This window comes from Pseudomonas sp. NFX98, from assembly GCF_047784845.1.
In the GTDB taxonomy this organism is placed as follows: Bacteria; Pseudomonadota; Gammaproteobacteria; order Pseudomonadales; family Pseudomonadaceae; genus Aquipseudomonas.
This window is the reverse complement of the sequence record NZ_JBLNNF010000022.1, coordinates 34,284-55,854: the sequence shown is the minus strand read 5'-3', so window position 1 is coordinate 55,854 and position 21,571 is coordinate 34,284. Positions and strand designations below refer to the sequence as shown.

The window sequence follows — 21,571 nt, the reverse complement described above, 5'->3', positions numbered from 1 at the left end:
GCTTAAGCGCTTAGATGTAAACGAGAAACCGAGAAGTCACAAAAAGATCGATTGAATTTGCAAATGAGGGTGATAGCGGGCATAGTCTCGGCTTCTTTACAACTATCAGCCACGGTCGTGCCCATGCTAAATCGCTTTGCACCCCTCGTGCCTCTCGCACTCGTTACCCTGTTGTTCGGTTGCGCTGCCCACTCTCCAGTGTCGCAGCAAGCGCAACAACAGCAGGCTCAAAACTCGGTTACCGCCCAGTCTTCCGTTCGTTATCAAGACTCTCTTTACCAGGAAGAAGTGGCCACCGAAAAAGAACTGGCCGCCTTCGCCGACGGCAAGTCCTACCAGCTTCCGGTTCTGGCCGACAGCATCCTCGAACGCGGCATGTCCCTGATCGGTACCCGTTACCGTTTCGGCGGTACCTCTGAAGCCGGTTTCGATTGCAGCGGTTTCATCGGCTATCTGTTCCGTGAAGAAGCCGGCATGAACCTGCCGCGCTCCACTCGCGAAATGATCAACGTAGACGCGCCACTGGTCTCGCGCAGCAAGCTTGAGCCGGGTGATCTGCTGTTCTTCGCAACCAACGGGCGTCGCGGTCGCGTCAGTCACGCCGGGATCTACCTGGGTGACAACCAGTTCATCCATTCCAGCAGCCGCCGCAGCGGTGGTGTACGGATCGATAGCCTGGGCGACAGCTACTGGAGCAAGACCTTCATCGAAGCCAAGCGCGCACTCGCCATGGCTCCAGGTGCTTCCCCGATCGTCACCGCACGCAAGTAAGCGGACAGTTTGTAGGGTGAACTTAAAGTCTTACTTGAAGTTTGCCTGATAAGCGCTAGAATTCTAATCTATCAATGATGGCAAACCGCCTGCCTACTGCGCAGGCGGTTTTCTTTTCTGCGTCCCCAGCAGAAAAAAGCCGCAGCCAGATCAGGATGCTCTGCTTATGTCGACGTCGGCCCGCCTCGCAATCATGTTCCTCGCAGCGCTGCTCAGTGCTTGCGCCAGTCGTACACCGCCGCCAGCGCCAGTGGTTCGCCCGCCCATCGTATTCGGTCCTTCCCAAGCCTTTTCGCCTGAAGCGGAAGACGTGCTGTTTCGCGCGTTGGGCCTGGTCGGCACGCCTTATCGCTGGGGCGGCAACACGCCGGATTCAGGTTTCGATTGCAGTGGGCTGATCGGCTACGTGTACCGTGATGTCACTGGCATTTCCCTGCCGCGCACGACCCGTGAAATGATTTCCATGCAAGCGGCCAACGTCGGCAAGGAAGGCCTGCAAACGGGTGACCTGGTGTTCTTCGCCACCAATGGCGGTTCCCAGGTCAGTCACGCTGGCATCTACGTCGGCGAAGGTCGTTTCGTGCATGCGCCAGCCACGGGTGGCACGGTCAAGCTGGATAGCTTGTCCAAGGCGTATTGGCAGAAAGCCTACCTGAGCGCCAAACGCGTCCTGCAACCGGAGCACCTGGCGCGCAATCCGTAATAGCCGGAGGTTGTGGTCATGACCGCTCGCACGCTCAATCTCGACGATTCGCTGTACCAATATCTGCTCGACGTGTCCCTGCGCGAAACGCCGCTGCTCAAGCGTTTGCGCGACGAAACCCAGGCGCTGCCCATGGCGCGCTGGCAGATTGCGCCGGAGCAGGGGCAGTTTCTCGCGTTGCTGGTGAAACTCACCGGCGCCCGGCGATTGCTGGAAGTCGGCACCTTCACCGGTTACAGCGCCCTGTGCATGGCGGCGGCATTGCCGGATGACGGTTCCCTGATCTGTTGCGACATTCCCGGCGATTACAATGCCACGGCCCGCCGTTATTGGCAGGAAGCCGGATTGGCCGGGCGAATCGATCTGCGTCTGGCGCCTGCGCTGGAGACCCTCGGCAAGCTGGACGAGCCCGGCCAGTTCGATCTGATGTTCATCGATGCCGACAAGGCCAACTATCCCGCCTATCTGGAGCATGCTTTGCGGTTGCTGCGGGTCGGTGGGCTGGCGGTGTTCGATAACACGCTGTGGAGCGGGCGGGTGCTGGAGGACAATCCAGATAGCGCGGACACCCGCGCCATCCAACAACTCAATCGAGCGTTGAAGGATGATGCGCGAGTGGATTTGTCGTTGTTGCCGCTGGGTGATGGGCTGACGCTTTGTCGTAAGCGCTGAATGCCGACCCTGTGGGAGCGAGCTTGCTCGCGATAGCGCCGGCTCATTCAGCAAGGATGTCGTCTGACACGACGCCATCGCGAGCAAGCTCGCTCCCACAAGGTACGCGGTTTGCAGTTACTTAATTGCGGACACCCGCCACACCTTGTTCCCCACATCATCCGCCACCAGCAAATCGCCCTGCTGATCAATCACCACGCCCACCGGCCGGCCCATGGCTTTTTCATCTTCATTGAGGAAACCAGTAAGCACGTCCACCGGTTGCCCGGTCGGCTTGCCGGCGCTGAAGGGTACAAAAATCACTTTGTAGCCACTGTGCGGCTTGCGGTTCCATGAGCCGTGCTGGCCGATGAATGCGCCTTCCTTGAATTGCGCCGGCAACGTGTTGCCTTTGGCAAACGTCAGGCCCAGTGACGCGGTATGTGGCCCGATCGCGTAGTCCGGCGCAATTGCCTTGGCCACCAGGTCCGGGTTTTGCGGTTCGACGCGCACGTCGACGTGCTGGCCGTAGTAGCTGAACGGCCAGCCATAGAACCCGCCGTCCTTGACCGAGGTGATGTAGTCCGGCACCAGGTCGCTGCCGATTTCATCGCGCTCGTTTACCGCCGTCCACAATGCACCGCTTTGCGGTTCCCAGGCCATGCCGTTGGGATTGCGCAAGCCTGAGGCGAAGATCCGGTGGTTGCCGGTGGCGCGGTCCACTTCCCAGATCGCCGCGCGTCCTTCTTCCTGATTCATGCCGTTTTCGCCGACGTTGCTGTTCGAGCCGACGGTAACGTACAGCTTGCTGCCGTCCTGGCTGGCGATGACGTTTTTGGTCCAGTGGTGATTCAGCGTTCCGCCCGGCAGGTCGACGACTTTGATCGGCTGCGACTTGATGGTCGTGTCGCCGGTTTCATAATGGAAACGCAGCAGTCGATCGGTATCGGCGACGTACAGATCATTGCCGACGAGGGTCATGCCGAAGGGCGAATTGAGATTTTCCAGGAACACCGTGCGGGTTTCGGCGATGCCATCGTGGTTGGTGTCGCGCAATAGTATGATGCGGTTCGGGCTTGGTACGCCCGCCCCGGCGCGGCTCATGACCTTTTTGGTGATCCAGCCCTTGATGCCTTTGTTGTCATCGGGTTTGGGCGGCGCATTGGTTTCGGCGACCAGTACGTCGCCATTGGGCAACACGTATAACCAGCGTGGATGATCGAGGCCTTCGGCAAACGCGGCGACTTGCGTGCCGCTGGCGGCGACGGGTTTTACGCCGTCCGGCCAGCCGATCGCCGGGGCGATGTTCATCGTCGGGAACAGGGTTTTGTTGGGTTCGGGCAGCTTGGGCGACGGGCCGGTGCCGTCGGAGACTTGCAGGCTGGAGGTTTCACCGCAAGCGGCGAGCCCTCCGGCGAGAGCGACAACGAATACGAGCTGAGACGTGCGCATTGCTGATCTTCCCTATGAGTGCCTTGATTTAATCATAGAGAAGCGTGGACGCAGGATGGTTCAACCTTCAGCTACGCGCCTCCTTGAGCAGCACGGCGATACCAGGGTGATAGTGACCCGCTTCGTTGCGCAATTTGCGATAGGCGTAGGGGAAATACCAGGCCACGGCGCAGGTGTGCTCTTTTTGCAGATCGTCGACCATGTCCTGGAGTTCTTCCGGGGTGGCGCCATGCTGGAGTTTTTGCGGTGCGACGAACAGGCAGCCGAGTTTCAGGTCGCTGGCGTAGCTGATGCGCTTGGCATCGCTGGTAATGTCGTGCAGCGCCTGGGTCAGGTTCAGGCTGTTGACCCGCGGCCAGCGTTGCGTGGCCTGCAGCCAGGCGCGTGTTTCGGCGGTGGCGATGAACAGGTCGGCGCGAGCGTTGCGTTCGCCTTCTTCGATCTGTTTGCGGGTGGGCGATTGTTGCAGGGTGATCATCTCGGCCATCCACGCGGCGGAGGAAAGCAGGCCGAGGTTGGCCTTTTCGTCGAGCCAGTAGGGCGTTTCGTTATCGCCGCGCACGGCGTTGTAGCGGTCGATACAGTCAAACCAGCGCTCCAGCACCGGGCGCAGGAATTCGAGCTTCGGATTGCTGATGATCATGCCTTGCATGGGGCTCACCCTTGTTATTGTGTTGTGAGGTTGTGGCTCTTTGATATCACTGCTCGGAGTGTGGCACAAGATTGACGTCAAATTGCTGATCGGCGGCAGTAATTCGCTTTCGCGCCCCGTCTTCAATTGACGCTCCACCCCCAACCCTCTAACCTTCGCGGCTTGTTTCAGGTGCTCTGTGGCTTGGGTCGACAGAGTGAAACAGGGAAGTCGGTGAGTGGTCGCTTCAATACATGAAGCCCGCGATCCCGGCGCTGCCCCCGCAACGGTAAATGAGTGAAAACTGCGTCTTGCGCCACTGTGTCGACTGTCGACATGGGAAGGCACGCAGTCCGGCCAACGCCGCTCATGAGCCCGGAGACCGGCCTGATCCATCCAAGCGGCATCACGGTGGGCGATGCCAGGCTTCTTGCCATCTATTCTTGTGCCTGCCCGCCGTTATTCCTGCCTCAACGGAGAGCTCCCCCATGACTGATACCCCTGATCGTGACGAACGTCATCTGGCGCGCATGCTGCGCAAAAAAGCCGTGATCGACGAGCGCATCGCCAATTCCCCGAACGAATGCGGCCTGCTGCTGGTGCTGACCGGCAACGGCAAAGGCAAGAGCAGCTCGGCGTTCGGCATGCTCGCTCGCGCCATGGGCCACGGCATGCAGTGTGGCGTTGTGCAGTTCATCAAGGGCCGCAACAGCACGGGCGAAGAACTGTTCTTCCGGCGCTTCCCGGAGCAGGTGCGTTTCCATGTGATGGGCGAGGGCTTCACCTGGGAAACCCAGGATCGCCAACGCGACATCGCTGCCGCTGAAGCCGCGTGGGCCGTGTCGCAGGAACTGCTGCGCGATCCGTCCATCGGCCTGGTGGTGCTGGATGAATTGAACATCGCCCTCAAGCACGGCTACCTCGTTCTCGATCAAGTGCTCAGCGATTTGCAGGCGCGCCCACCGATGCAGCACGTGGTGGTCACCGGTCGCGGCGCCAAGCCGGAGATGATCGAACTGGCTGATACCGTCACCGAGATGGGCATGATCAAGCACGCCTTCCAGGCCGGCATCAAAGCGCAAAAAGGCGTCGAGCTGTGAATACTATTTTATGAAAAGCAGTCGACACTGCCCGGCAGTACTGATTGCCGCGCCGGCCTCCGGTCAGGGCAAGACCACCGTCACTGCCGCGCTCGCCCGTTTGCATCGCAATCAAGGGCGCAAGGTGCGCGTGTTCAAATGCGGCCCGGACTTTCTCGACCCGATGATCCTCGAGCGCGCCAGCGGTGCGCCGGTCTATCAACTGGACATGTGGATGGTCGGCGAGCAGGAAAGTCGTCGCCTGTTGTGGGAAGCGGCGGGCGAAGCCGATCTGATTCTGATCGAGGGCGTGATGGGGCTGTTCGACGGCACGCCGTCCAGCGCTGATCTGGCGCGACACTTCGGTGTGCCGGTGCTCGGCGTGATCGACGGCACGGCCATGGCCCAGACCTTTGGCGCATTGGCTTTGGGATTGGCGCGTTATCAGCCGGACTTGCCGTTTGCCGGGGTCCTGGCCAATCGCGTCGGCACCCTGCGTCATGCGCAATTGCTCGAAGGCAGCCTGACAGAAGGTCTGCGTTGGTACGGTGCGTTGTCCCGGGAAACCGGGATCGAATTGCCGAGTCGGCACTTGGGACTGGTGCAGGCCAGCGAGTTGAACGATCTCGATGTGCGTCTCGACGCGGCGGCCGATGCCTTGGCCAGCAGTTGCGAGGTAGCGCTGCCGCCAGCAGTTGAGTTCGCCGCGCCGGACGTAATTACGGCCGAGCCGCTGCTAGCCGGCGTGCGCATTGCCGTCGCCCGGGACGAAGCGTTTGCCTTCACCTATGGCGCCAGTCTGGATTTGCTGCGGGCGATGGGCGCCGAGCTGCTGTTTTTCTCGCCAATCCGTGACGCGCAATTGCCGGAAGCAGACAGCTTGTATCTGCCCGGTGGTTATCCGGAATTGCACCATGTGGCCCTGTCGCAAAACACGTCGATGCTGAACGCAATTCGCGCGCACCACGCAGCGGGTAAACCGTTGTTGGCCGAATGTGGCGGCATGCTTTATCTGCTCGACTCGTTGACCGATGTCGAAGGCACTCGTGCCGAATTGGTGGGTTTATTGAGCGGTGACGCGGTGATGCAAAAACGCCTCGCCGCCCTGGCCTTGCAAGCGGTTGATCTGCCGGAAGGTTCGCTGCGCGGGCACACCTATCACCATTCGCTGACCACCACCGAACTGACGCCGATTGCCCGTGGCTTGAGTCCTAACGGTGGTCGTGGGGCGGAGGCTGTTTATCGCGAGGGGCGGATGACGGCTTCTTATGTGCATTTTTATTTTCCGTCGAATCCACAGGCGATCGCCGCGCTGTTTGCGCCGGACCTTGAGGCCGCTATCGCGAGCAGGCTCACTCCTACAGGGGACCGCGTCTCTTCAGGCGATACATCTTCAAATGTGGGAGCGAGCTTGCTCGCGAAGAGGCCATGACTGACAACGCTTTCTCCGGAGCCGAACGCGCAGCCGTCTACCGCGCCATCGCCGAGCGCCGCGACATGCGTCACTTCAGCGGCGGCACCGTCGAGCCCGAGTTGCTCCGGCGCCTGCTCGAAGCGGCGCACCAGGCGCCGAGTGTCGGCCTGATGCAGCCCTGGCGTTTCATCCGCATCAGCAACCGCGATTTACGCGGCAAGATCCAGGCGCTGGTGGAAGAAGAGCGCATCCGCACCGCCGAAGCCCTCGGCGAGCGCACCGACGAGTTCATGCAACTCAAGGTCGAAGGCATCAACGACTGCGCGGAAGTGTTGGTCGCCGCGCTGATGGATGATCGCGAGCGACATATCTTCGGGCGTCGTACCTTGCCGGAAATGGATTTGGCTTCGTTGTCCTGCGCGATCCAGAACCTGTGGCTGGCATCCCGTGCCGAAGGATTGGGCATGGGCTGGGTTTCATTGTTCGAACCGCAAGCCCTCGCGGATTTGCTGGGCCTGCCATCCGGCGCCAAGCCACTGGCCATTTTGTGCCTGGGACCGGTCAAGGAATTCTATCCGGCGCCGATGCTGGTGCTCGAAGGCTGGGCGCAGGCGCGCCCGCTGAGCGAATTGTTGTATGAGAATTTTTGGGGAGTGAGTCAATGAGTGTGGCGTTGTTGAGTGTCGCCGCGGTGGCGCTGGATGCGCTGCTGGGTGAACCCAAACGCTGGCATCCGCTGGTGGCGTTCGGCCGATTTGCCGAACGCATCGAGCAACGTTTCAACGGCGGTGGTCGTGGTTGGCGCAGTCATGGCGTCACTGCGTGGGTGATCGCGGTGTTGCCGCTGACGTTGCTCGCCACGGCATTTTCCTGGGCGCCTTACGTAGGCTGGATCGTCGAGATTCTCGCGCTCTATTGCGCCCTCGGCATGCGCAGCCTCGGTGAACACGTCGAGCCTGTGGCAAAAGCCCTGCGCAGCGGCGATCTTGAAGAAGCACGCAAACGCGTCAGTTATCTGGTCAGCCGCAAAACCAGTGAGCTGGATGAAACCGAAGTCGCCCGCGCCGCCACCGAATCGGTGCTGGAGAACGGTAGCGACGCGGTGTTCGCCGCGTTGTTCTGGTTTGCCGTAGCCGGTGCGCCGGGCGTGGTGCTCTATCGTTTGAGCAATACGCTGGATGCGATGTGGGGCTATCGCAACGAGCGCTTCGAGCGCTTCGGTTGGGCGGCGGCGAAAATCGACGACGTCCTCAATTACATTCCCGCGCGTCTGGTGGCATTGACCTACGCGCTGCTGGGCAAAACCCGACTGGCCATGAAATGCTGGCGAACCCAAGGACCCACCTGGGACAGTCCGAATGCCGGTCCGGTGATGGCGGCGGGCGCCGGTGCGTTGGGTGTCGAGTTGGGCGGGCCGGCGATTTATCACGGTGAACTGCATCAGCGCCCGCAACTGGGCGAAGGTGTGCCGGCGGATGCCGACTCCATCGACCGTGGCTGGCAATTGGTCCAGCGCGGGGTATGGTTATGGCTGCTGATTCTCTGCGTGGGAGCTGAATTTTATGCTTGAACACGGTGGACGGTTGCGCAAGGCGGCGCTCGAATACGGCATCGAGGAAGCCGATTGGCTTGACTTGTCCAGCGGCCTCGCGCCCTGGCCGTTTCCGGTTCCGGATATCCCGCTGCGGGCCTGGGCGCGGCTGCCGGAAACCGATGATGGTCTGGAGCAGGCAGCCTGTGATTACTACGGCACCTTGCAGGCATTGCCGGTGGCCGGTTCGCAGATGGCCATCCAGTTACTGCCGCGTTTGCGTCGCGCCGGCAAGGTCGGCGTGCTGTCACCGTGTTACGCCGAACATGCCGAAGCCTGGCGCCGCAATGGCTACATCGTGCGTGAAGTGCTGGAGCAGGAAGTCGATTTCTTTGTCGACAGCCTCGATGTGCTGGTAGTGGTCAATCCGAACAATCCCACGGGCCTGAGCCTGACGCCCGCCCGGTTGCTGGACTGGCACGCGCGTCTGGCGCAGCGCGGTGGCTGGCTGGTGGTGGACGAGGCCTTCATGGACAACACGCCGCACCTGAGTGTGGCGCCGTTTGCCCATCAGGTCGGTTTGATCGTGCTGCGTTCGTTCGGCAAGTTTTTCGGCCTGGCCGGCGTGCGTTTGGGATTCGTGCTGGCTGAGCGCAAGTTGCTCAAGTTGCTTGCTGAACAGGTGGGACCGTGGGCGGTCAGCGGCCCGACCCGTGTGCTGGGTCAGGCGTGCCTGCGCGATACCGAAGGGCATATGCGGCAACGGGTTCGCGCCGACGAGGCCAGCGAGCGTCTCGCGTCATTGCTGGCGCTGCACGGGTTCCAACCACAGGGCGGCTGTGCGTTGTTCCAATGGCTGATCACCGAACGCGCCGAAGAATTGCATGAATTCATGGCCCGGCGCGGCATTCTGCTGCGCTTGTTCGCGCACAACAGCAGCCTGCGCTTTGGCCTGCCGGGCGAGGAAGCGGACTGGACGCGTCTCGCCGCAGCCTTCGAAGCCTTTGCCAAGGACAGCCAATGACCACGTTGATGGTGCAAGGCACGACGTCCGATGCCGGTAAAAGCACGCTGGTCACGGCACTCTGCCGCTGGGTTACGCGTCAGGGCGTGAGCGTGGTGCCGTTCAAACCGCAGAACATGGCGCTCAACAGCGCGGTGACTGCCGACGGTGGCGAGATCGGTCGCGCGCAAGCGGTGCAGGCCCAGGCCGCGTATCTCGAACCGCACACCGACATGAACCCGGTGCTGCTCAAACCCAACAGCGACACTGGCGCTCAGGTGATCATCCACGGTCGTGCGGTCACGACGATGAACGCCGTGGCTTATCACGACTACAAAGCCATCGCCATGCAAGCGGTGCTGGCCTCCCACGAACGGTTGAGCGCGGCGTATCCGGTGGTGATGGTCGAAGGCGCGGGCTCGCCGGCCGAGATCAACCTGCGTGCCGGTGACATCGCCAACATGGGTTTCGCCGAAGCGGTGGATTGCCCGGTGGTGCTGATCGCCGACATTAATCGTGGCGGGGTATTCGCGCATTTGGTGGGCACGCTGGAGCTGCTGTCGCCGAGCGAACAGACGCGGGTCAAAGGCTTCATCATCAACCGTTTTCGCGGCGACATCGCTTTGCTGCAACCCGGTCTCGACTGGCTTGAGGAGCGCACCGGCAAACCGGTGATCGGTGTGCTGCCCTACGTGATGGACCTGCATCTGGAGGCCGAGGACGGCATCGATCAGCGCCAGGCCGACAAGGCCGAGCAGGTCCTCAAAGTCGTGGTGCCGGTGCTGCCGCGCATCAGCAACCATACCGATTTCGACCCGCTGCGCCTGCACCCGCAAGTGGACCTGCAATTCATCGGGCCCGGCCAGGCGATTCCACCGGCAGACCTGATCATTCTCCCCGGCTCGAAAAGCGTGCGCAGCGACCTAGCGTACCTGCGCGCCAATGGCTGGGAAACGGTGATTTTCCGGCATTTGCGCTACGGCGGAAAAGTCTTGGGTATTTGTGGCGGCCTGCAGATGCTCGGCGAGCAAGTTCACGATCCATTGGGCCTTGAAGGCGCGCCGGGTTCCAGTGCGGGGCTTGGATTGCTGGCGTTCGAGACGCAGCTCGAACAGGACAAGCAACTGCGCAATGTACGCGGGCGTCTGGCGCTGGAAGATGCCGAAGTCAGCGGCTATGAAATTCATGCCGGCGTGACCACCGGCCCGGCGCTGGAACACGCTGCCGTGCAACTGGATGACGGTCGTTGCGATGGCGCGCAGAGCGTCGACGGGCAGATTTTCGGCACCTATCTGCATGGTCTGTTCGAGTCCCCGGCGGCGTGCAGTGCGCTGCTGCGCTGGGCTGGTTTGCAGGCGGTGCAGGATGTGGATTACCACGGGTTGCGCGAGCGTGATATCGAACGGTTGGCGGATCTGGTGGAGAAGCATCTGGATACCGGGCTGTTGCGCGAGCTCTGTGGGATTTGAGGTGGTTGTGCTGGCCTCATCGCGGGCAAGCCTTGCTCCTACATGATCGCGGCGAGCCGTAATGGTGTGGGCGACACAAAACTGTAGGAGCAAGGCTTGCCCGCGATGACGTCAGTCGCTTCACCAACATTTATAGGATGTAACCATGCTGCAACTGATCCTCGGCGGCGCCCGCTCCGGCAAAAGTCGCCTGGCCGAAAAACTGGCGACTGACAGTCAATTGTCGGTGACCTACATCGCCACCAGCCAGCCGATGGACGGCGAAATGAACGATCGGGTCGCCCATCACCGTGCCCGTCGTCCAGCCGAATGGGCGCTGATCGAAGAGCCGCTCGAACTCGCCCGCGTCCTGCGTGAAAACGCCCGCGCCGATCATTGCCTGTTGGTGGATTGCCTGACGCTGTGGCTGACCAATCTGCTGATGCTCGACGATGCCGAACGCCTGAGCGCCGAGCGTGATGCCTTGCTGGAGTGCCTGGCGTCGCTGCCGGGTGAAATCATTTTTGTCAGCAACGAAACCGGAATGGGTGTCGTGCCGCTGGGCGAATTGACTCGCCGCTATGTCGATGAAGCCGGTTGGCTGCATCAAGCTCTGGCCGAGCGCTGTCAGCGAGTCGTCCTGACCGTCGCCGGCCTGCCCCTGACTCTGAAAGGAACTGCGTTATGACTCAATCCTGGTGGCTGAACCCGTGTCAATCGATCGACGCCCAGGCGGTCGAGCAGGCGCAGGCCCGGCAACAGCAATTGACCAAACCGGCCGGGTCGCTCGGCCAACTCGAATCGGTGGCGGTGCAACTCGCCGGGTTGCAAGGACAGGTCAAGCCAAGCCTGGAACAGCTGTGGATTGCGATTTTTGCCGGTGACCATGGTGTGGTCGCCGAAGGGGTTTCGGCATTTCCCCAGGAAGTCACCGGGCAGATGCTGCACAACTTCGTCAACGGCGGTGCGGCGATCAGCGTGCTGGCGCGGCAGTTGGGAGCGTCCCTCGAAGTGGTCGACCTCGGCACAGTCACCCCGTCCCTGAATCTGCCGGGAGTGCGTCACTTGAACGTTGGTCCGGGCACGGCGAATTTTGTGCAAGGCCCGGCGATGGCTGTGGCTCAAGGTGAGCGTGCGTTGCAGGCCGGTCGCGACAGTGTGCTGCGGGCGAAAGCGGCGGGTGCGCAATTGTTCATCGGCGGCGAAATGGGTATCGGCAACACCACGGCCGCCAGTGCGCTGGCCTGTGCCTTGCTCGATTGCCCGGTGGCGCATTTGACTGGGCCGGGCACTGGTTTGAACGCGGCGGGTGTCAGCCACAAAGGCGAAGTGATCGAGCGAGCATTGGCCCTGCACGGCGCTCAGCGTGGTGATGCGCTGCAAACATTGTTCAATCTTGGCGGGTTCGAAATTGCGGCGTTGGTCGGCGCTTATCTGGCTTGCGCTCAGGAAGGCGTTGCGGTGCTGGTGGACGGTTTCATTTGCAGCGTCGCGGCGGTGGTGGCGGTGCGTCTAAATCCTGATTGCCGGCAATGGCTGTTGTTCGGTCATCGTGGTGCCGAGCCGGGACATCGGCATGTCCTGGAAACCCTCAATGCGCAGCCGTTGCTCGACCTCGGCTTGCGTCTGGGCGAGGGCAGCGGTGCGGCATTGGCGGTGCCGCTGCTGCGCTTGGCCTGTGATCTGCACGGGCAGATGGCGACTTTCGCCGAAGCGGCGGTCGCGGATCGTCCGGCATGACCTTGCGTCTGGACCTGCTGCGCCACGGTGAAACCGAACTCGGCGGCGGCTTGCGCGGCAGTCTTGATGATGCGCTGACTGACAAGGGCTGGCAGCAGATGCGCGAGGCGGTGATTGAGCAGGGGCCTTGGGATCGCTTGGTCAGCTCGCCGTTACAGCGATGTGCGCGGTTCGCCGACGAACTCGGTGCCCGGTTGGCTGTGCCGGTGCAATTGGAGAAAGACCTGCAAGAGCTGCACTTCGGCGCATGGGAAGGGCAGAGTGCTGCCGAGTTGATGAAAACCGACGCACAAGCCTTGGGCCTGTTCTGGGCTGATCCTTATTCATTTACGCCGCCTGAAGGTGAGCCGGTTACGGACTTTTCGCTGCGGGTGTTATCGGCTGTGGCGCGATTGCGCGAGGCATACGCCGGCGAACGCGTGTTGCTGATCAGCCATGGCGGCGTCATGCGCTTGTTGCTGGCCCAGGCGCGAGGCTTGCCCCGTGAGCAGTTGCTCAACGTCGAGGTCGGCCATGGTGCGCTGTTCTCGCTAGCGGTCGAGTCCGATGGTTCGTTAAGGGAAGTGCGCTGATCATGTTGCCGTTCTGGATCGCCCTGCAATTTTTGAGCAGCCTGCCGATTCGTCTGCCGGGCATGCCGGCGCCGCAGGAGCTGGGGCGGTCGTTGCTGTTTTATCCGCTGGTGGGATTGTTGTTCGGCGGGATTTTGTGGGCGTCAAACTGGCTGTTGTCGGGCACACCGCTGTTGCTGCATGCGGCATTGTTGCTGACGGTTTGGGTGTTGCTCAGCGGTGCGCTGCACCTGGACGGACTGGCCGACAGCGCCGATGCATGGCTCGGCGGTTTCGGTGATCGCGAACGCACGCTGACGATCATGAAAGATCCGCGCAGCGGCCCGATCGCGGTGGTCACGCTGGCGCTGGTATTGCTGCTCAAATTCGCCGCACTGGTTGCGCTGATCGAGCAGCAGCACGCGCTGGTCTTGATCATCGTGCCCTTGATTGGTCGCAGTGCATTGCTGGGCTTGTTCCTGACCACGCCTTATGTGCGCGCGGGCGGTTTGGGTCAGGCACTGGCCGATCATCTTCCGCGTTTAGCGGGCAAGCAGGTGCTGGCGTTCAGTGCCCTGATTTGCGTGTTGATCGCAGGCGTCAGCGGTGTTCTGGCACTGCTGTTGGCGGCGGGGGTGTTTGTCTGGCTGCGGCAGGTGATGCTGCGACGCTTGGGCGGAACAACGGGTGACACCGCCGGTGCATTGCTGGAATTGCTGGAAGTTGCAGTGCTGGTGGGCTTGGCGATTTTCTGAACTTCCCACATCATGTAACTTGATTTAACACAACCGCGGGTATATACACGCACCATGCTCGACTCCCAATGTTTATGCATCAACCTGCGTCGCGCCGCCCGTGGCGTCAGCAGGCATTACGACGGCGCTCTCGATGGCTTCGGGATCAACGTTGCGCAGTATTCTTTGCTGTGCAATCTGCAGCGTCTGGATCAGCCGAGCATTTCTACCCTGGCCGAGGCCATGGGCCTGGATCGCAGCACGCTCGGGCGCAATCTGCGGGTGTTGGAGGGCGAAGGGTTGGTGACGCTGGTCGAGGGCGAGGACATGCGCAATCGCATCGTGAAGCTGACCGACGCCGGCGGTGAACGGTTGAAAGCCGCCTTGCCGGCCTGGGAGGCGGCGCAACAGCGATTGATCGATCGCCTGGGCGCCGAAAAACGCGAAACATTATTGAAGTTGCTGGACGAACTGGCTTGATGCCGGTTTGTTCGATCTTAAGCGGGTATATACCCGCGCCCGGAGAACAAGAATGACATCGATGTGGCGTACGTGCGGTTGGGTTTTGTTGGGGAGTGCGCTGATTCTTGCGTTGTCTCTGGGAGTTCGCCACGGCTTCGGGTTGTTTCTGGCGCCGATGAGTGCCGAATTCGGCTGGGGGCGTGAGGTGTTCGCGTTTGCCATCGCCCTGCAAAACCTGATCTGGGGCCTGGCCCAGCCCTTTACCGGCGCGTTGGCCGACCGCTTCGGTGCGGCGAAAGTGGTGCTTGTCGGTGGCGTTCTGTACGCCCTGGGCCTGGTGTTCATGGGCCTGTCCGACTCGGCGGTGACCTTGTCCTTGAGTGCCGGTCTGTTGATCGGTATTGGTCTGTCCGGCACTTCATTCTCGGTGATCCTTGGCGTGGTTGGCCGGGCTGTCCCACCGGAGAAACGCAGCATGGGCATGGGCATTGCCAGCGCCGCCGGTTCGTTCGGCCAATTCGCCATGTTGCCCGGCACGCTGGGGTTGATCGGCTGGCTCGGCTGGTCTGCGGCGCTGCTGGTGCTGGGCCTGTTGGTGGCGCTGATCGTGCCGCTGGTGGGCATGCTCAAGGACAAGCCATTGCCTGTCCTCGGGCATGAGCAAACCCTTTCCGAGGCACTGCGCGAAGCCTGTTCCCACTCGGGGTTCTGGCTGCTCGCGTTCGGCTTTTTTGTCTGCGGTTTCCAGGTGGTGTTCATCGGCGTGCACCTGCCGGCGTACCTGGTGGATCAACATCTGCCGGCGACGGTCGGCACGACGGTGTTGGCGTTGATTGGCTTGTTCAACATTTTCGGCACCTACACTGCTGGTTGGCTGGGCGGGCGCATGTCCAAACCGCGTTTGCTGACCGGTTTGTATCTGCTGCGGGCGGTGGTAATCGGGCTGTTCCTGTGGGCGCCGGTGACCACGACCACCGCGTACCTGTTCGGCATGGCCATGGGTTTTCTGTGGTTGTCGACGGTGCCTTTGACCAACGGCACGGTGGCGACCTTGTTCGGCGTGCGAAATCTGTCCATGCTCGGAGGGATCGTGTTCCTGTTTCACCAGCTCGGTTCATTCCTCGGCGGCTGGTTGGGCGGGGTGGTGTATGACCGGACCGGGAGCTATGACTTGATCTGGCAGGTAGCGATTCTATTGAGCCTGATGGCCGCTGCGCTGAACTGGCCGGTACGGGAACGGCCGGTGGCACGTCTGCAAAGCCAAATGAGTGCGACATGAACAGTCTCTGGCCGCGTATCACGATCCTGGCTGTTTGTGCCTTGCTGTTGGCTCTTGCGTGGTGGGGCTGGCATCAGGGCGGGCTGGCCCTGATGCAGTTGGGCATGGGGGCCTGCTAAAGTAAGTTCCAATCCTGACGATTCCTCACAAGGAAGCACCGATATGCTGATGCGCTGGCTAGCAGTTCCCGCGTTACTGGTGGCGTTTACCGGATTGGCTCAAGCGGCGGATTGCCCGGCGCTGCTGCAAGGTTCTTTGCCCAAGTTGCGCGCCAATGAATCCATCGATTTGTGCAAGAGCTTTGCCGGCAAGCCGTTGGTGGTGGTCAATACCGCCAGCTTCTGTGGCTTTGCCCCTCAGTTCAAAAGCCTTGAAGCGTTGAATCAGCGTTACAAGGATCAAGGGCTGGCGGTGATTGGTGTGCCTTCCAACGACTTCAAGCAGGAGTCCAAGGACGGTGCCGAGACCGCCAAGGTTTGCTACGTGAATTATGGCGTGACGTTCACCATGACCGAACCGCAGAAAGTCCGCGGCGACGATGCGACGAACCTGTTCAAGGTCCTCGCTAAACAGTCCAAAAATGCGCCGAAGTGGAATTTCTACAAATATGTGGTCGATCGCCAGGGCAAGGTGATCGCGAGTTTCTCCAGTCTGACCAAGCCTGATGATCTTGATTTCATCGCTGCCGTCGAGAAAGCCCTGGCTTCGCCACCGCTCGCCTCGGCCCCCTGATCGATGCCCACGAAAAAGCCCCGCCTCTGTAAAAGAGAGCGGGGCTTTTTTGATTCAGGTGGCGAGTGGTTCAGGCTCGCCGTGAATCATCAGAAGCGGTAGGTCGCACCGATACCGAAACCGTTCGCCCAGTTTTCATACTTGGCGCTGTAGCTCTGGTTGCGGGGAGCACCGTTGCTGTTGTTGACCTTGACCGACTCTTCACGCAGGTACGAGTACGCCACGTCGATGGTCAGGTCGTCGGTCGGGCTCCAGCCGGCGCCCAGGCTGAAAATCTTGCGATCGCCAGTCGGGATGCGTGGGGAGCGGTTTTCGTTGTTGGTTGGCGCCTGGTCAACGGACAGACCGGTACGCAGTACCCACTGCTTGTTCAGCTGATACGAAGCGCCAATGGCGTGAGCCCAGGTGTCGTGCCAGTTCTGTTCTTCAGTGATAGTGCCAAGCCCGCGTGCGGCCAGGGCAGCAGGAACGCCTTCGTTTTCAACAGAGATTTCTTTCAGGCGGCTCCAGCGAGTCCAGGTGCTGCCTGCGTAGAGGGTCCACTGGTCGTCCAGCTGATGGGTAACCGAGAAATCAACCGACTCAGGCGTGGTGATGTCCAGCGAGGCGTCGAACTTCTGGTTCGGGTTCTGACCCAGTGCGCCGAGCAGACCGTAGTTGACCTTGGTGTCACCGTCGAGTTTGTACTTCACTTTCGAGTGGTAGGTCAGGCCGACGCGGGTGCTGTCGGTAGCTTGTACCAGGATACCGACGTTGTAGCCCAGAGCAGTGTCGTCACCCTTGATCCGGACTTCGCCGTCCGGTGCGCGCGGGTCCAGCGACAGGTTCGATTCCAGCTTGCCGTCGATACGGTTGATAGTCGGACCGAAACCGATCGACACCTTGTCGTTAAAGGCATAGCTGACGGTTGGCTGCAGGGTGACGATCTTGACTTCGCTCTTGCTGCCGAAGTAACGGCCGGCAAAGCCGTTTTCATAATCTGTTACCAGACCGAACGGAGCGTACACGCCGAAACCGACCGCCCACTGGTCATCGAGTGGCTTGACGTAATAGCCCATCGGCACGCCCATGAAAGGGACCATGTCACCTTTGTTGGTGCCGCCGTTCGGACGAGAGCTGGCATCGCTGATGTCGGTGTGTGCGTCGATGAATGCAACACCGCCGGTCACTTGTTCGCGCTTGAGGCGAGACATGCCGGCAGGGTTGCCAACAATGGTGGATGCGTCGTCGGCAGAAGAAGATCGCCCGGCAAAACCAGTACCCATCCCGCTGATGCTTTGTTCGTTCAGGGCAAAGCCACTTGCAAAGATCTGGGTGGATGCCATGGCAACGGCGAGGCTAATGGTGGTTTTGAGCATTACTTTTTTCATTATTAGAACTCCTGGTGATCACCGGGGCGAAAATTACCAACATTTTCGTCCCAGCGCCATAGGCTGTATGGCTTGATTTAGAGCGGTTTTGTAGGACAATCCGACTAAAATCGCGACGTGTTACGCGATCTTTGGATCCAGGAGTGATCAGCAGGCAACCTGATTCAGCGGTGAAACACAAGTTTGCCAAGCGAAGGTGAAGTCTCTGAGGCGTCCTTGGGGCTGGAAGGTCTGGCGCCAGATTCGGGCCATGCCCAGCAGGTCGTCTGCTTCGGGGAGCGGAGTGTTCTGTTCTTCGACCAGCAGCCAGGCGATGGCTGTGGCGTAACGCAGGTTAACGGTCAATTCCAGGTGCGGGCCACTGAGAAAAGCATGTTGGCTGGCCAGGCCGCGAACCAGGCTGGCGCGCTCGGGGTCGAGTGCCAGGTAATGGTCCCAGAGTGCTTGGTGGCGGGGTTCGGCGATACGATACAGGCCGTGTCCACGGCGGTCATGCAGGGCGGAACCAAGGGCTGACTGACTGGCGGCGATGCCCAGCAGCAGGGATTCGGCAGTTGCGCTATGGCGTCCCAGGTAGATCAGCGTCGGACGGATCACATAACGGCACAGTTCGCTGGCAGCGATACCCATAAAACCCTCGAAACCATCAAATAGGGGCGAGGCCTGATGGGCTTTGGCAGCGGTGGATCGACTCAGGCTCGCCGGAAGCGGAACAAGCCGCTTGAGTTGAAGTGTAGTGTCATATTCGCTACGTAAAGGCCTGTTTTTAAAATATTTCCGGCTTCCAGTTATAACCGTTATATCGGTTGGTGCTAGCCATTGCGCACGCAATGTGAAATGTCGGGCAACAAAAAGCCCCGCTTTTTGAGCGGGGCTTTTGATGTTTCAGCCTTGCTGGCGTCTCAGGCAACCAGTGCCTGACGAGTACGTTCGATCACAGCCTGCAGCGGTTCGGCGCTGGAGTATTGATCGGGGTACAGGCGTTCGCTGTGACGGGCGATGCCGTGTTCGTTGACCAGGGTGAAGCTGAAGCAGCCTTTGCGAGCGGCCATGATCAGGCAGTTCATTGGTGCAAAAGCGTTGGTTAGGGTGCGGATGGCATCCTGTGCATGGATTTGAGTAGTCATTAATGGTGTTCCTGCAAGCGACACGGATAAGAACCGTGCAAAATTAAAACGTTCCAGTAACGACGACCACCATTGGTCGAACGAAGAACCCGACTGGAACAAAGCAGCCAGTTTGAAGCGCTATGATTTTTGCGCGCTTGGGCCGGCAGGTAGGTACTTAGGAGGGCAGGCAACACATCGAGGGCAAAGGTTCTGGGCCCGGGGTGAAGATCCTGATCAATTTGCAGGTTGGTTCGGTCAGAGTAAGTGAGCCTGGCAACACCCTTTGCTTTCGATTCAAAGGCTGTGTTGGCGCAAGATTTACCTGGAAACCATCGAGGTGGTCGATCCCGCTTGTTCGGTGGAAGGCTTCCTGTTGGAAGGCTGACCGGGGGGATTTGTTCGACCAGAATTGACTTTCAGCTTGGTACTAACGCCGCGGATACTAACGGATTGAACTGGCGAAGGGAAGTGTGTTAGCCAAAAAGATTACTGACTTGGGTTGTAAGCACCTGCGAAAGGTCTTTCATCGAAGGTCGTGAACCCCGGTAATGCTCTGAAACAGCTCAGAATCCGACCGATGGTCATCACCGCTCAGCGGGTAGCAAGCGGCCTGGATCACGGGTTTGCCAAGGTTTATCCCCAGGCAAAGAGACAAAGTGCGCCGAAAACGCGCATCGATATAACCGCTGCGAAGATACTTGTGCACATTAGTTGCGCAGTCTGTCACACCGCTGTCATGTAGCGTTCAAGCATAGTGGGTGCCTGTAACCAAAATTTAAGTCAATGAAAAACATCGCTTTTTTTAACTGGTGAAAAAATCGTCAGTTTGACTGCAGGCCCCATTCCACAGGGCTTTGCGCGAGTTCAGGGGCGGTTGTCCACTGAGTTATCCACAGCTTCTGTGGATTGTCCCGAGCGCTTGCTCTAGCACGGGCGTGCCGGGATTTTTTCGGCTTTACCTGTAAGAAAAAAAGAGTAGAGTGGCGCGCCTTCCGATCTGCCCACAGTGCTTTATGAAGTTTCGTACACCTTCCGATTCCTCTTCCTCCAAAACCACCACTGTTGTCCCGCCCAAGCGTTTTTCGATGCGGGTGGCAGAGTGGTTGCTGGACAGCCCGCGCCTGGGCGAAAACCCTAACGTCAAACACATCGCCGGACGATTGCTCAAGCAACCGGCCCGTGAAGGGATCGTGGCAGCGCAAAGTCGTCTCGGCCAGTTGATGTGCCGTGAATGCGGGAATGCCCGCGATCGACGGATCGGCCACGATCTTTTGCGTCAGGCCGCACGGGCAGGGGATCTGCGTGCGCAACAGGAACTGGGCCTGATCGAAGACTGAGCTGTCCAAGACCTGACGCCTTGGTTAACCTTCAAGCATTATTTCAATGGCAGGAATGGCTATGGCTATGGACTTGACCAGCGCATTGCTCGGTCTGGCGGGCGCTGCTCTGCCGTTACTGGTATTGGCCTGGCAGCTCCAGCGCCGGGCGGGCACCGCACAGGCCGACGCGGCGCTGCTGGAAGAGCGCCTCGCTACGGCGCATCTGGCGCAGGATGGCTTGAACGCGCAACTTGAAGCCAGTCGCGATGAGATTGCTGATCTGGGTCAGGCCAATGCCGCGAAACAGGCGGACCTCGCCGCCGTACGCCGTGAAGTCGAACTGCTGCAAATCGAGCGTGACGATGCGCGCGATGCCGCTCACGCCTGGAATATCGAACGTGCCGGCAAAGAAGCTGAATTGCGCCGTCTGGACGCGCAGGCCGCTTCGCTCAACGCCGAGCTGCGTGAGCAGCAGGAAAGCCATCAGCAACGCCTCAACGACTTGCAGGGCTCGCGAGACGAGCTACGTGCGCAGTTTGCCGAGCTGGCGGGGAAAATCTTCGATGAGCGTGAGCAGCGTTTCGCCGAAACCAGTCAGCAACGCCTCGGGCAGTTGCTCGATCCGTTGAAGGAACGCATCCAGTCTTTTGAAAAACGCGTCGAGGAAAGCTATCAGGCCGAGGCGCGTGAGCGCTTTTCCTTGGCCAAGGAGCTGGAGCGCCTGCAACAGTTGAATCTGCGCCTGAGCGACGAGGCCACCAACCTGACCCGTGCCTTGAAGGGGCAGAAGACCCAGGGCAACTGGGGTGAGCTGATTCTGGAACGGGTGCTTGAGCATGCCGGTCTGGAGAAGGGCCGCGAGTACCAGACCCAGGTCAATCTCAAAGGGCCGGACGGCGAACGGTTCCAGCCGGATGTGATCATCTATCTGCCGGGCGACAAGCAGGTGGTGGTCGACTCCAAGGTCAGCCTCACGGCTTATCAGCAATACGTGGCGGCCGAGGACGAAGGCATCGGCCAGATCGCCATCAAGCAACACGTGCTGTCCCTGCGCAATCACGTCAAAGGCTTGGCCGGAAAGGATTACAAGCGACTCGACGGCTTGCACAGTCTCGATTTCGTTCTGTTGTTCGTGCCGATTGAAGCAGCATTTTCCGCTGCATTGCAGGCCGAGCCGACGCTGTTCCAGGAAGCGTTCGACCGCAACATCGTGATTGTCAGCCCGACCACTTTGCTGGCGACCCTGCGTGTGATCGACAGCCTGTGGAAGCAGGAGCGGCAAAGCCAGAATGCCCGGGAAATCGCCGAACGCGCCGGGTGGCTGTACGACAAGTTCGTATTGTTCATTCAGGATCTGGACGAGGTCGGCAATCGCTTGCAGCAACTGGACAAAGCCTACAGCGCGGCGCGCAACAAACTGACAGAGGGCCGCGGTAATCTGGTCAGCCGCAGTGAGCAGCTCAAGTTGCTGGGGGCACGGGCGAGCAAAAGCCTGCCGGCGGATTTGCTGGAGCGGGCGATGACTGATGTCGATGGGTTGGTCGAGTTGCCGGAATAAAGATCAAAAGATCGCAGCCTTCGGCAGCTCCTAC

At 60.3% G+C, this 21,571-nt stretch carries 24 protein-coding genes and 1 riboswitch; of the genes, 19 read left to right on the top strand and 5 right to left on the bottom strand.

All coding sequences use genetic code 11. From position 1 onward, the window contains the following. Nucleotides 1–123 precede the first annotated feature (123 nt). The 3 genes from ACM110_RS25470 to ACM110_RS25460 all read left to right on the top strand — a co-directional run bounded on the left by ACM110_RS25470 (nt 124) and on the right by ACM110_RS25460 (nt 2,146). A complete protein-coding gene (locus ACM110_RS25470) occupies nt 124–771 on the top strand; it encodes a C40 family peptidase (RefSeq protein WP_338582303.1) in 648 nt (215 codons plus the stop codon). A gap of 166 nt (nt 772–937) precedes the next feature. Continuing rightward, a complete protein-coding gene (locus ACM110_RS25465; RefSeq protein WP_338582302.1) occupies nt 938–1,474 on the top strand; it encodes a C40 family peptidase in 537 nt (178 codons plus the stop codon). Between the two features lie 18 nt (nt 1,475–1,492). Then, entirely contained in the window at nt 1,493–2,146 is a 654-nt protein-coding gene (locus tag ACM110_RS25460; RefSeq protein WP_416129932.1) for an O-methyltransferase, read from the top strand. A gap of 117 nt (nt 2,147–2,263) precedes the next feature. On the opposite strand, the gene ACM110_RS25455 is transcribed toward ACM110_RS25460, so the two are convergent. Continuing rightward, nucleotides 2,264–3,577 (bottom strand): PQQ-dependent sugar dehydrogenase, encoded by a 1,314-nt coding sequence (locus tag ACM110_RS25455; protein WP_416129931.1) that lies wholly within the window; start codon nt 3,575–3,577, stop codon nt 2,264–2,266. 67 nt (nt 3,578–3,644) lie between these two features. Beyond that, the gene (locus tag ACM110_RS25450; protein ID WP_416129930.1) at nt 3,645–4,229 is read right to left on the bottom strand and encodes a hypothetical protein; all 585 of its coding nucleotides are present in this window, start codon (nt 4,227–4,229) and stop codon (nt 3,645–3,647) included. A 152-nt stretch (nt 4,230–4,381) separates the two neighbouring features. Then, a riboswitch (cobalamin riboswitch) is annotated at nt 4,382–4,614 on the top strand. 82 nt (nt 4,615–4,696) lie between these two features. Here ACM110_RS25450 and cobO point away from each other — a divergent pair. The 14 genes from cobO to ACM110_RS25380 all read left to right on the top strand — a co-directional run bounded on the left by cobO (nt 4,697) and on the right by ACM110_RS25380 (nt 16,181). Further along, nucleotides 4,697–5,308 carry a cob(I)yrinic acid a,c-diamide adenosyltransferase gene (cobO, locus tag ACM110_RS25445; RefSeq protein WP_416129929.1) on the top strand — a complete coding sequence of 204 codons (612 nt, stop codon included), beginning with the start codon at nt 4,697–4,699 and terminating at the stop codon, nt 5,306–5,308. Nucleotides 5,309–5,318: 10 nt separating this feature from the next. Then, complete coding sequence (locus tag ACM110_RS25440; RefSeq protein ID WP_416129928.1) at nt 5,319–6,719, top strand: cobyrinate a,c-diamide synthase; 1,401 nt, start codon at nt 5,319–5,321, stop codon at nt 6,717–6,719. Next, nucleotides 6,716–7,366 carry a 5,6-dimethylbenzimidazole synthase gene (gene bluB / locus ACM110_RS25435; RefSeq protein ID WP_416129927.1) on the top strand — a complete coding sequence of 217 codons (651 nt, stop codon included), beginning with the start codon at nt 6,716–6,718 and terminating at the stop codon, nt 7,364–7,366. Before ACM110_RS25440 ends, bluB begins: the two co-directional genes overlap by 4 nt. Continuing rightward, on the top strand, nt 7,363–8,271 hold the full coding sequence (gene cbiB / locus ACM110_RS25430) for an adenosylcobinamide-phosphate synthase CbiB (RefSeq protein WP_416129926.1): 909 nt from the start codon (nt 7,363–7,365) through the stop codon (nt 8,269–8,271). Before bluB ends, cbiB begins: the two co-directional genes overlap by 4 nt. Further along, on the top strand, nt 8,264–9,256 hold the full coding sequence (gene cobD / locus ACM110_RS25425) for a threonine-phosphate decarboxylase CobD (RefSeq protein ID WP_416129925.1): 993 nt from the start codon (nt 8,264–8,266) through the stop codon (nt 9,254–9,256). Before cbiB ends, cobD begins: the two co-directional genes overlap by 8 nt. After that, nucleotides 9,253–10,704, top strand: a complete 1,452-nt coding sequence (locus tag ACM110_RS25420; RefSeq protein ID WP_416129924.1) for a cobyric acid synthase — start codon at nt 9,253–9,255, stop codon at nt 10,702–10,704. The genes cobD and ACM110_RS25420 overlap by 4 nt, the downstream gene beginning before the upstream one ends. Nucleotides 10,705–10,849: 145 nt before the next feature. Next, complete coding sequence (cobU, locus tag ACM110_RS25415; RefSeq protein WP_416129923.1) at nt 10,850–11,371, top strand: bifunctional adenosylcobinamide kinase/adenosylcobinamide-phosphate guanylyltransferase; 522 nt, start codon at nt 10,850–10,852, stop codon at nt 11,369–11,371. Next, on the top strand, nt 11,368–12,423 hold the full coding sequence (gene cobT, locus ACM110_RS25410) for a nicotinate-nucleotide--dimethylbenzimidazole phosphoribosyltransferase (RefSeq protein ID WP_416129922.1): 1,056 nt from the start codon (nt 11,368–11,370) through the stop codon (nt 12,421–12,423). Before cobU ends, cobT begins: the two co-directional genes overlap by 4 nt. Next, nucleotides 12,420–12,995, top strand: coding sequence for an alpha-ribazole phosphatase family protein (gene cobC / locus ACM110_RS25405; RefSeq protein WP_416129921.1), 576 nt, complete (start codon nt 12,420–12,422; stop codon nt 12,993–12,995). Before cobT ends, cobC begins: the two co-directional genes overlap by 4 nt. A gap of 2 nt (nt 12,996–12,997) precedes the next feature. Next, the gene (locus ACM110_RS25400) at nt 12,998–13,729 is read left to right on the top strand and encodes an adenosylcobinamide-GDP ribazoletransferase (protein ID WP_416129920.1); all 732 of its coding nucleotides are present in this window, start codon (nt 12,998–13,000) and stop codon (nt 13,727–13,729) included. 54 nt (nt 13,730–13,783) lie between these two features. Next, a complete protein-coding gene (locus tag ACM110_RS25395) occupies nt 13,784–14,188 on the top strand; it encodes a MarR family winged helix-turn-helix transcriptional regulator (protein ID WP_416129919.1) in 405 nt (134 codons plus the stop codon). Between the two features lie 52 nt (nt 14,189–14,240). After that, nucleotides 14,241–15,449 carry an MFS transporter gene (locus ACM110_RS25390; protein ID WP_416129918.1) on the top strand — a complete coding sequence of 403 codons (1,209 nt, stop codon included), beginning with the start codon at nt 14,241–14,243 and terminating at the stop codon, nt 15,447–15,449. After that, the gene (locus ACM110_RS25385; protein WP_338582286.1) at nt 15,446–15,568 is read left to right on the top strand and encodes a hypothetical protein; all 123 of its coding nucleotides are present in this window, start codon (nt 15,446–15,448) and stop codon (nt 15,566–15,568) included. The genes ACM110_RS25390 and ACM110_RS25385 overlap by 4 nt, the downstream gene beginning before the upstream one ends. Nucleotides 15,569–15,611: 43 nt before the next feature. Beyond that, nucleotides 15,612–16,181, top strand: coding sequence for a glutathione peroxidase (locus ACM110_RS25380; RefSeq protein ID WP_416129917.1), 570 nt, complete (start codon nt 15,612–15,614; stop codon nt 16,179–16,181). Between the two features lie 89 nt (nt 16,182–16,270). Here the strand turns inward: ACM110_RS25380 and ACM110_RS25375 are convergent, their stop codons facing one another. The 3 genes from ACM110_RS25375 to ACM110_RS25365 all read right to left on the bottom strand — a co-directional run bounded on the left by ACM110_RS25375 (nt 16,271) and on the right by ACM110_RS25365 (nt 18,678). Further along, on the bottom strand, nt 16,271–17,551 hold the full coding sequence (locus ACM110_RS25375) for an OmpP1/FadL family transporter (protein ID WP_416129916.1): 1,281 nt from the start codon (nt 17,549–17,551) through the stop codon (nt 16,271–16,273). A gap of 147 nt (nt 17,552–17,698) precedes the next feature. Next, nucleotides 17,699–18,181, bottom strand: a complete 483-nt coding sequence (locus ACM110_RS25370) for a hypothetical protein (RefSeq protein ID WP_416129915.1) — start codon at nt 18,179–18,181, stop codon at nt 17,699–17,701. Nucleotides 18,182–18,453: 272 nt separating this feature from the next. Further along, on the bottom strand, nt 18,454–18,678 hold the full coding sequence (locus ACM110_RS25365) for a hypothetical protein (RefSeq protein ID WP_130908481.1): 225 nt from the start codon (nt 18,676–18,678) through the stop codon (nt 18,454–18,456). A 995-nt stretch (nt 18,679–19,673) separates the two neighbouring features. Here ACM110_RS25365 and ACM110_RS25360 point away from each other — a divergent pair. Then, nucleotides 19,674–19,997, top strand: a complete 324-nt coding sequence (locus tag ACM110_RS25360) for a sel1 repeat family protein (protein WP_416129914.1) — start codon at nt 19,674–19,676, stop codon at nt 19,995–19,997. A 175-nt stretch (nt 19,998–20,172) separates the two neighbouring features. Continuing rightward, nucleotides 20,173–21,537: a DNA recombination protein RmuC gene (gene rmuC / locus ACM110_RS25355; RefSeq protein ID WP_416129975.1), complete on the top strand. Its 1,365-nt coding sequence runs from the start codon at nt 20,173–20,175 to the stop codon at nt 21,535–21,537. Nucleotides 21,538–21,571 lie beyond the last annotated feature (34 nt).

Bases quoted from the DNA above. Each gene is read 5' to 3' on its own strand.
- ACM110_RS25470 (WP_338582303.1), top strand. From the start codon at position 124: ATGCTAAATCGCTTTGCACCCCTCGTGCCTCTCGCACTCGTTACCCTG.
- ACM110_RS25465 (WP_338582302.1), top strand. From the start codon at position 938: ATGTCGACGTCGGCCCGCCTCGCAATCATGTTCCTCGCAGCGCTGCTC.
- ACM110_RS25460 (WP_416129932.1), top strand. From the start codon at position 1,493: ATGACCGCTCGCACGCTCAATCTCGACGATTCGCTGTACCAATATCTG.
- ACM110_RS25455 (WP_416129931.1), bottom strand. From the start codon at position 3,577: ATGCGCACGTCTCAGCTCGTATTCGTTGTCGCTCTCGCCGGAGGGCTC.
- ACM110_RS25450 (WP_416129930.1), bottom strand. From the start codon at position 4,229: ATGCAAGGCATGATCATCAGCAATCCGAAGCTCGAATTCCTGCGCCCG.
- cobO (WP_416129929.1), top strand. From the start codon at position 4,697: ATGACTGATACCCCTGATCGTGACGAACGTCATCTGGCGCGCATGCTG.
- ACM110_RS25440 (WP_416129928.1), top strand. From the start codon at position 5,319: ATGAAAAGCAGTCGACACTGCCCGGCAGTACTGATTGCCGCGCCGGCC.
- bluB (WP_416129927.1), top strand. From the start codon at position 6,716: ATGACTGACAACGCTTTCTCCGGAGCCGAACGCGCAGCCGTCTACCGC.
- cbiB (WP_416129926.1), top strand. From the start codon at position 7,363: ATGAGTGTGGCGTTGTTGAGTGTCGCCGCGGTGGCGCTGGATGCGCTG.
- cobD (WP_416129925.1), top strand. From the start codon at position 8,264: ATGCTTGAACACGGTGGACGGTTGCGCAAGGCGGCGCTCGAATACGGC.
- ACM110_RS25420 (WP_416129924.1), top strand. From the start codon at position 9,253: ATGACCACGTTGATGGTGCAAGGCACGACGTCCGATGCCGGTAAAAGC.
- cobU (WP_416129923.1), top strand. From the start codon at position 10,850: ATGCTGCAACTGATCCTCGGCGGCGCCCGCTCCGGCAAAAGTCGCCTG.
- cobT (WP_416129922.1), top strand. From the start codon at position 11,368: ATGACTCAATCCTGGTGGCTGAACCCGTGTCAATCGATCGACGCCCAG.
- cobC (WP_416129921.1), top strand. From the start codon at position 12,420: ATGACCTTGCGTCTGGACCTGCTGCGCCACGGTGAAACCGAACTCGGC.
- ACM110_RS25400 (WP_416129920.1), top strand. From the start codon at position 12,998: ATGTTGCCGTTCTGGATCGCCCTGCAATTTTTGAGCAGCCTGCCGATT.
- ACM110_RS25395 (WP_416129919.1), top strand. From the start codon at position 13,784: ATGCTCGACTCCCAATGTTTATGCATCAACCTGCGTCGCGCCGCCCGT.
- ACM110_RS25390 (WP_416129918.1), top strand. From the start codon at position 14,241: ATGACATCGATGTGGCGTACGTGCGGTTGGGTTTTGTTGGGGAGTGCG.
- ACM110_RS25385 (WP_338582286.1), top strand. From the start codon at position 15,446: ATGAACAGTCTCTGGCCGCGTATCACGATCCTGGCTGTTTGTGCCTTG.
- ACM110_RS25380 (WP_416129917.1), top strand. From the start codon at position 15,612: ATGCTGATGCGCTGGCTAGCAGTTCCCGCGTTACTGGTGGCGTTTACC.
- ACM110_RS25375 (WP_416129916.1), bottom strand. From the start codon at position 17,551: ATGAAAAAAGTAATGCTCAAAACCACCATTAGCCTCGCCGTTGCCATG.
- ACM110_RS25370 (WP_416129915.1), bottom strand. From the start codon at position 18,181: ATGGGTATCGCTGCCAGCGAACTGTGCCGTTATGTGATCCGTCCGACG.
- ACM110_RS25365 (WP_130908481.1), bottom strand. From the start codon at position 18,678: ATGACTACTCAAATCCATGCACAGGATGCCATCCGCACCCTAACCAAC.
- ACM110_RS25360 (WP_416129914.1), top strand. From the start codon at position 19,674: ATGAAGTTTCGTACACCTTCCGATTCCTCTTCCTCCAAAACCACCACT.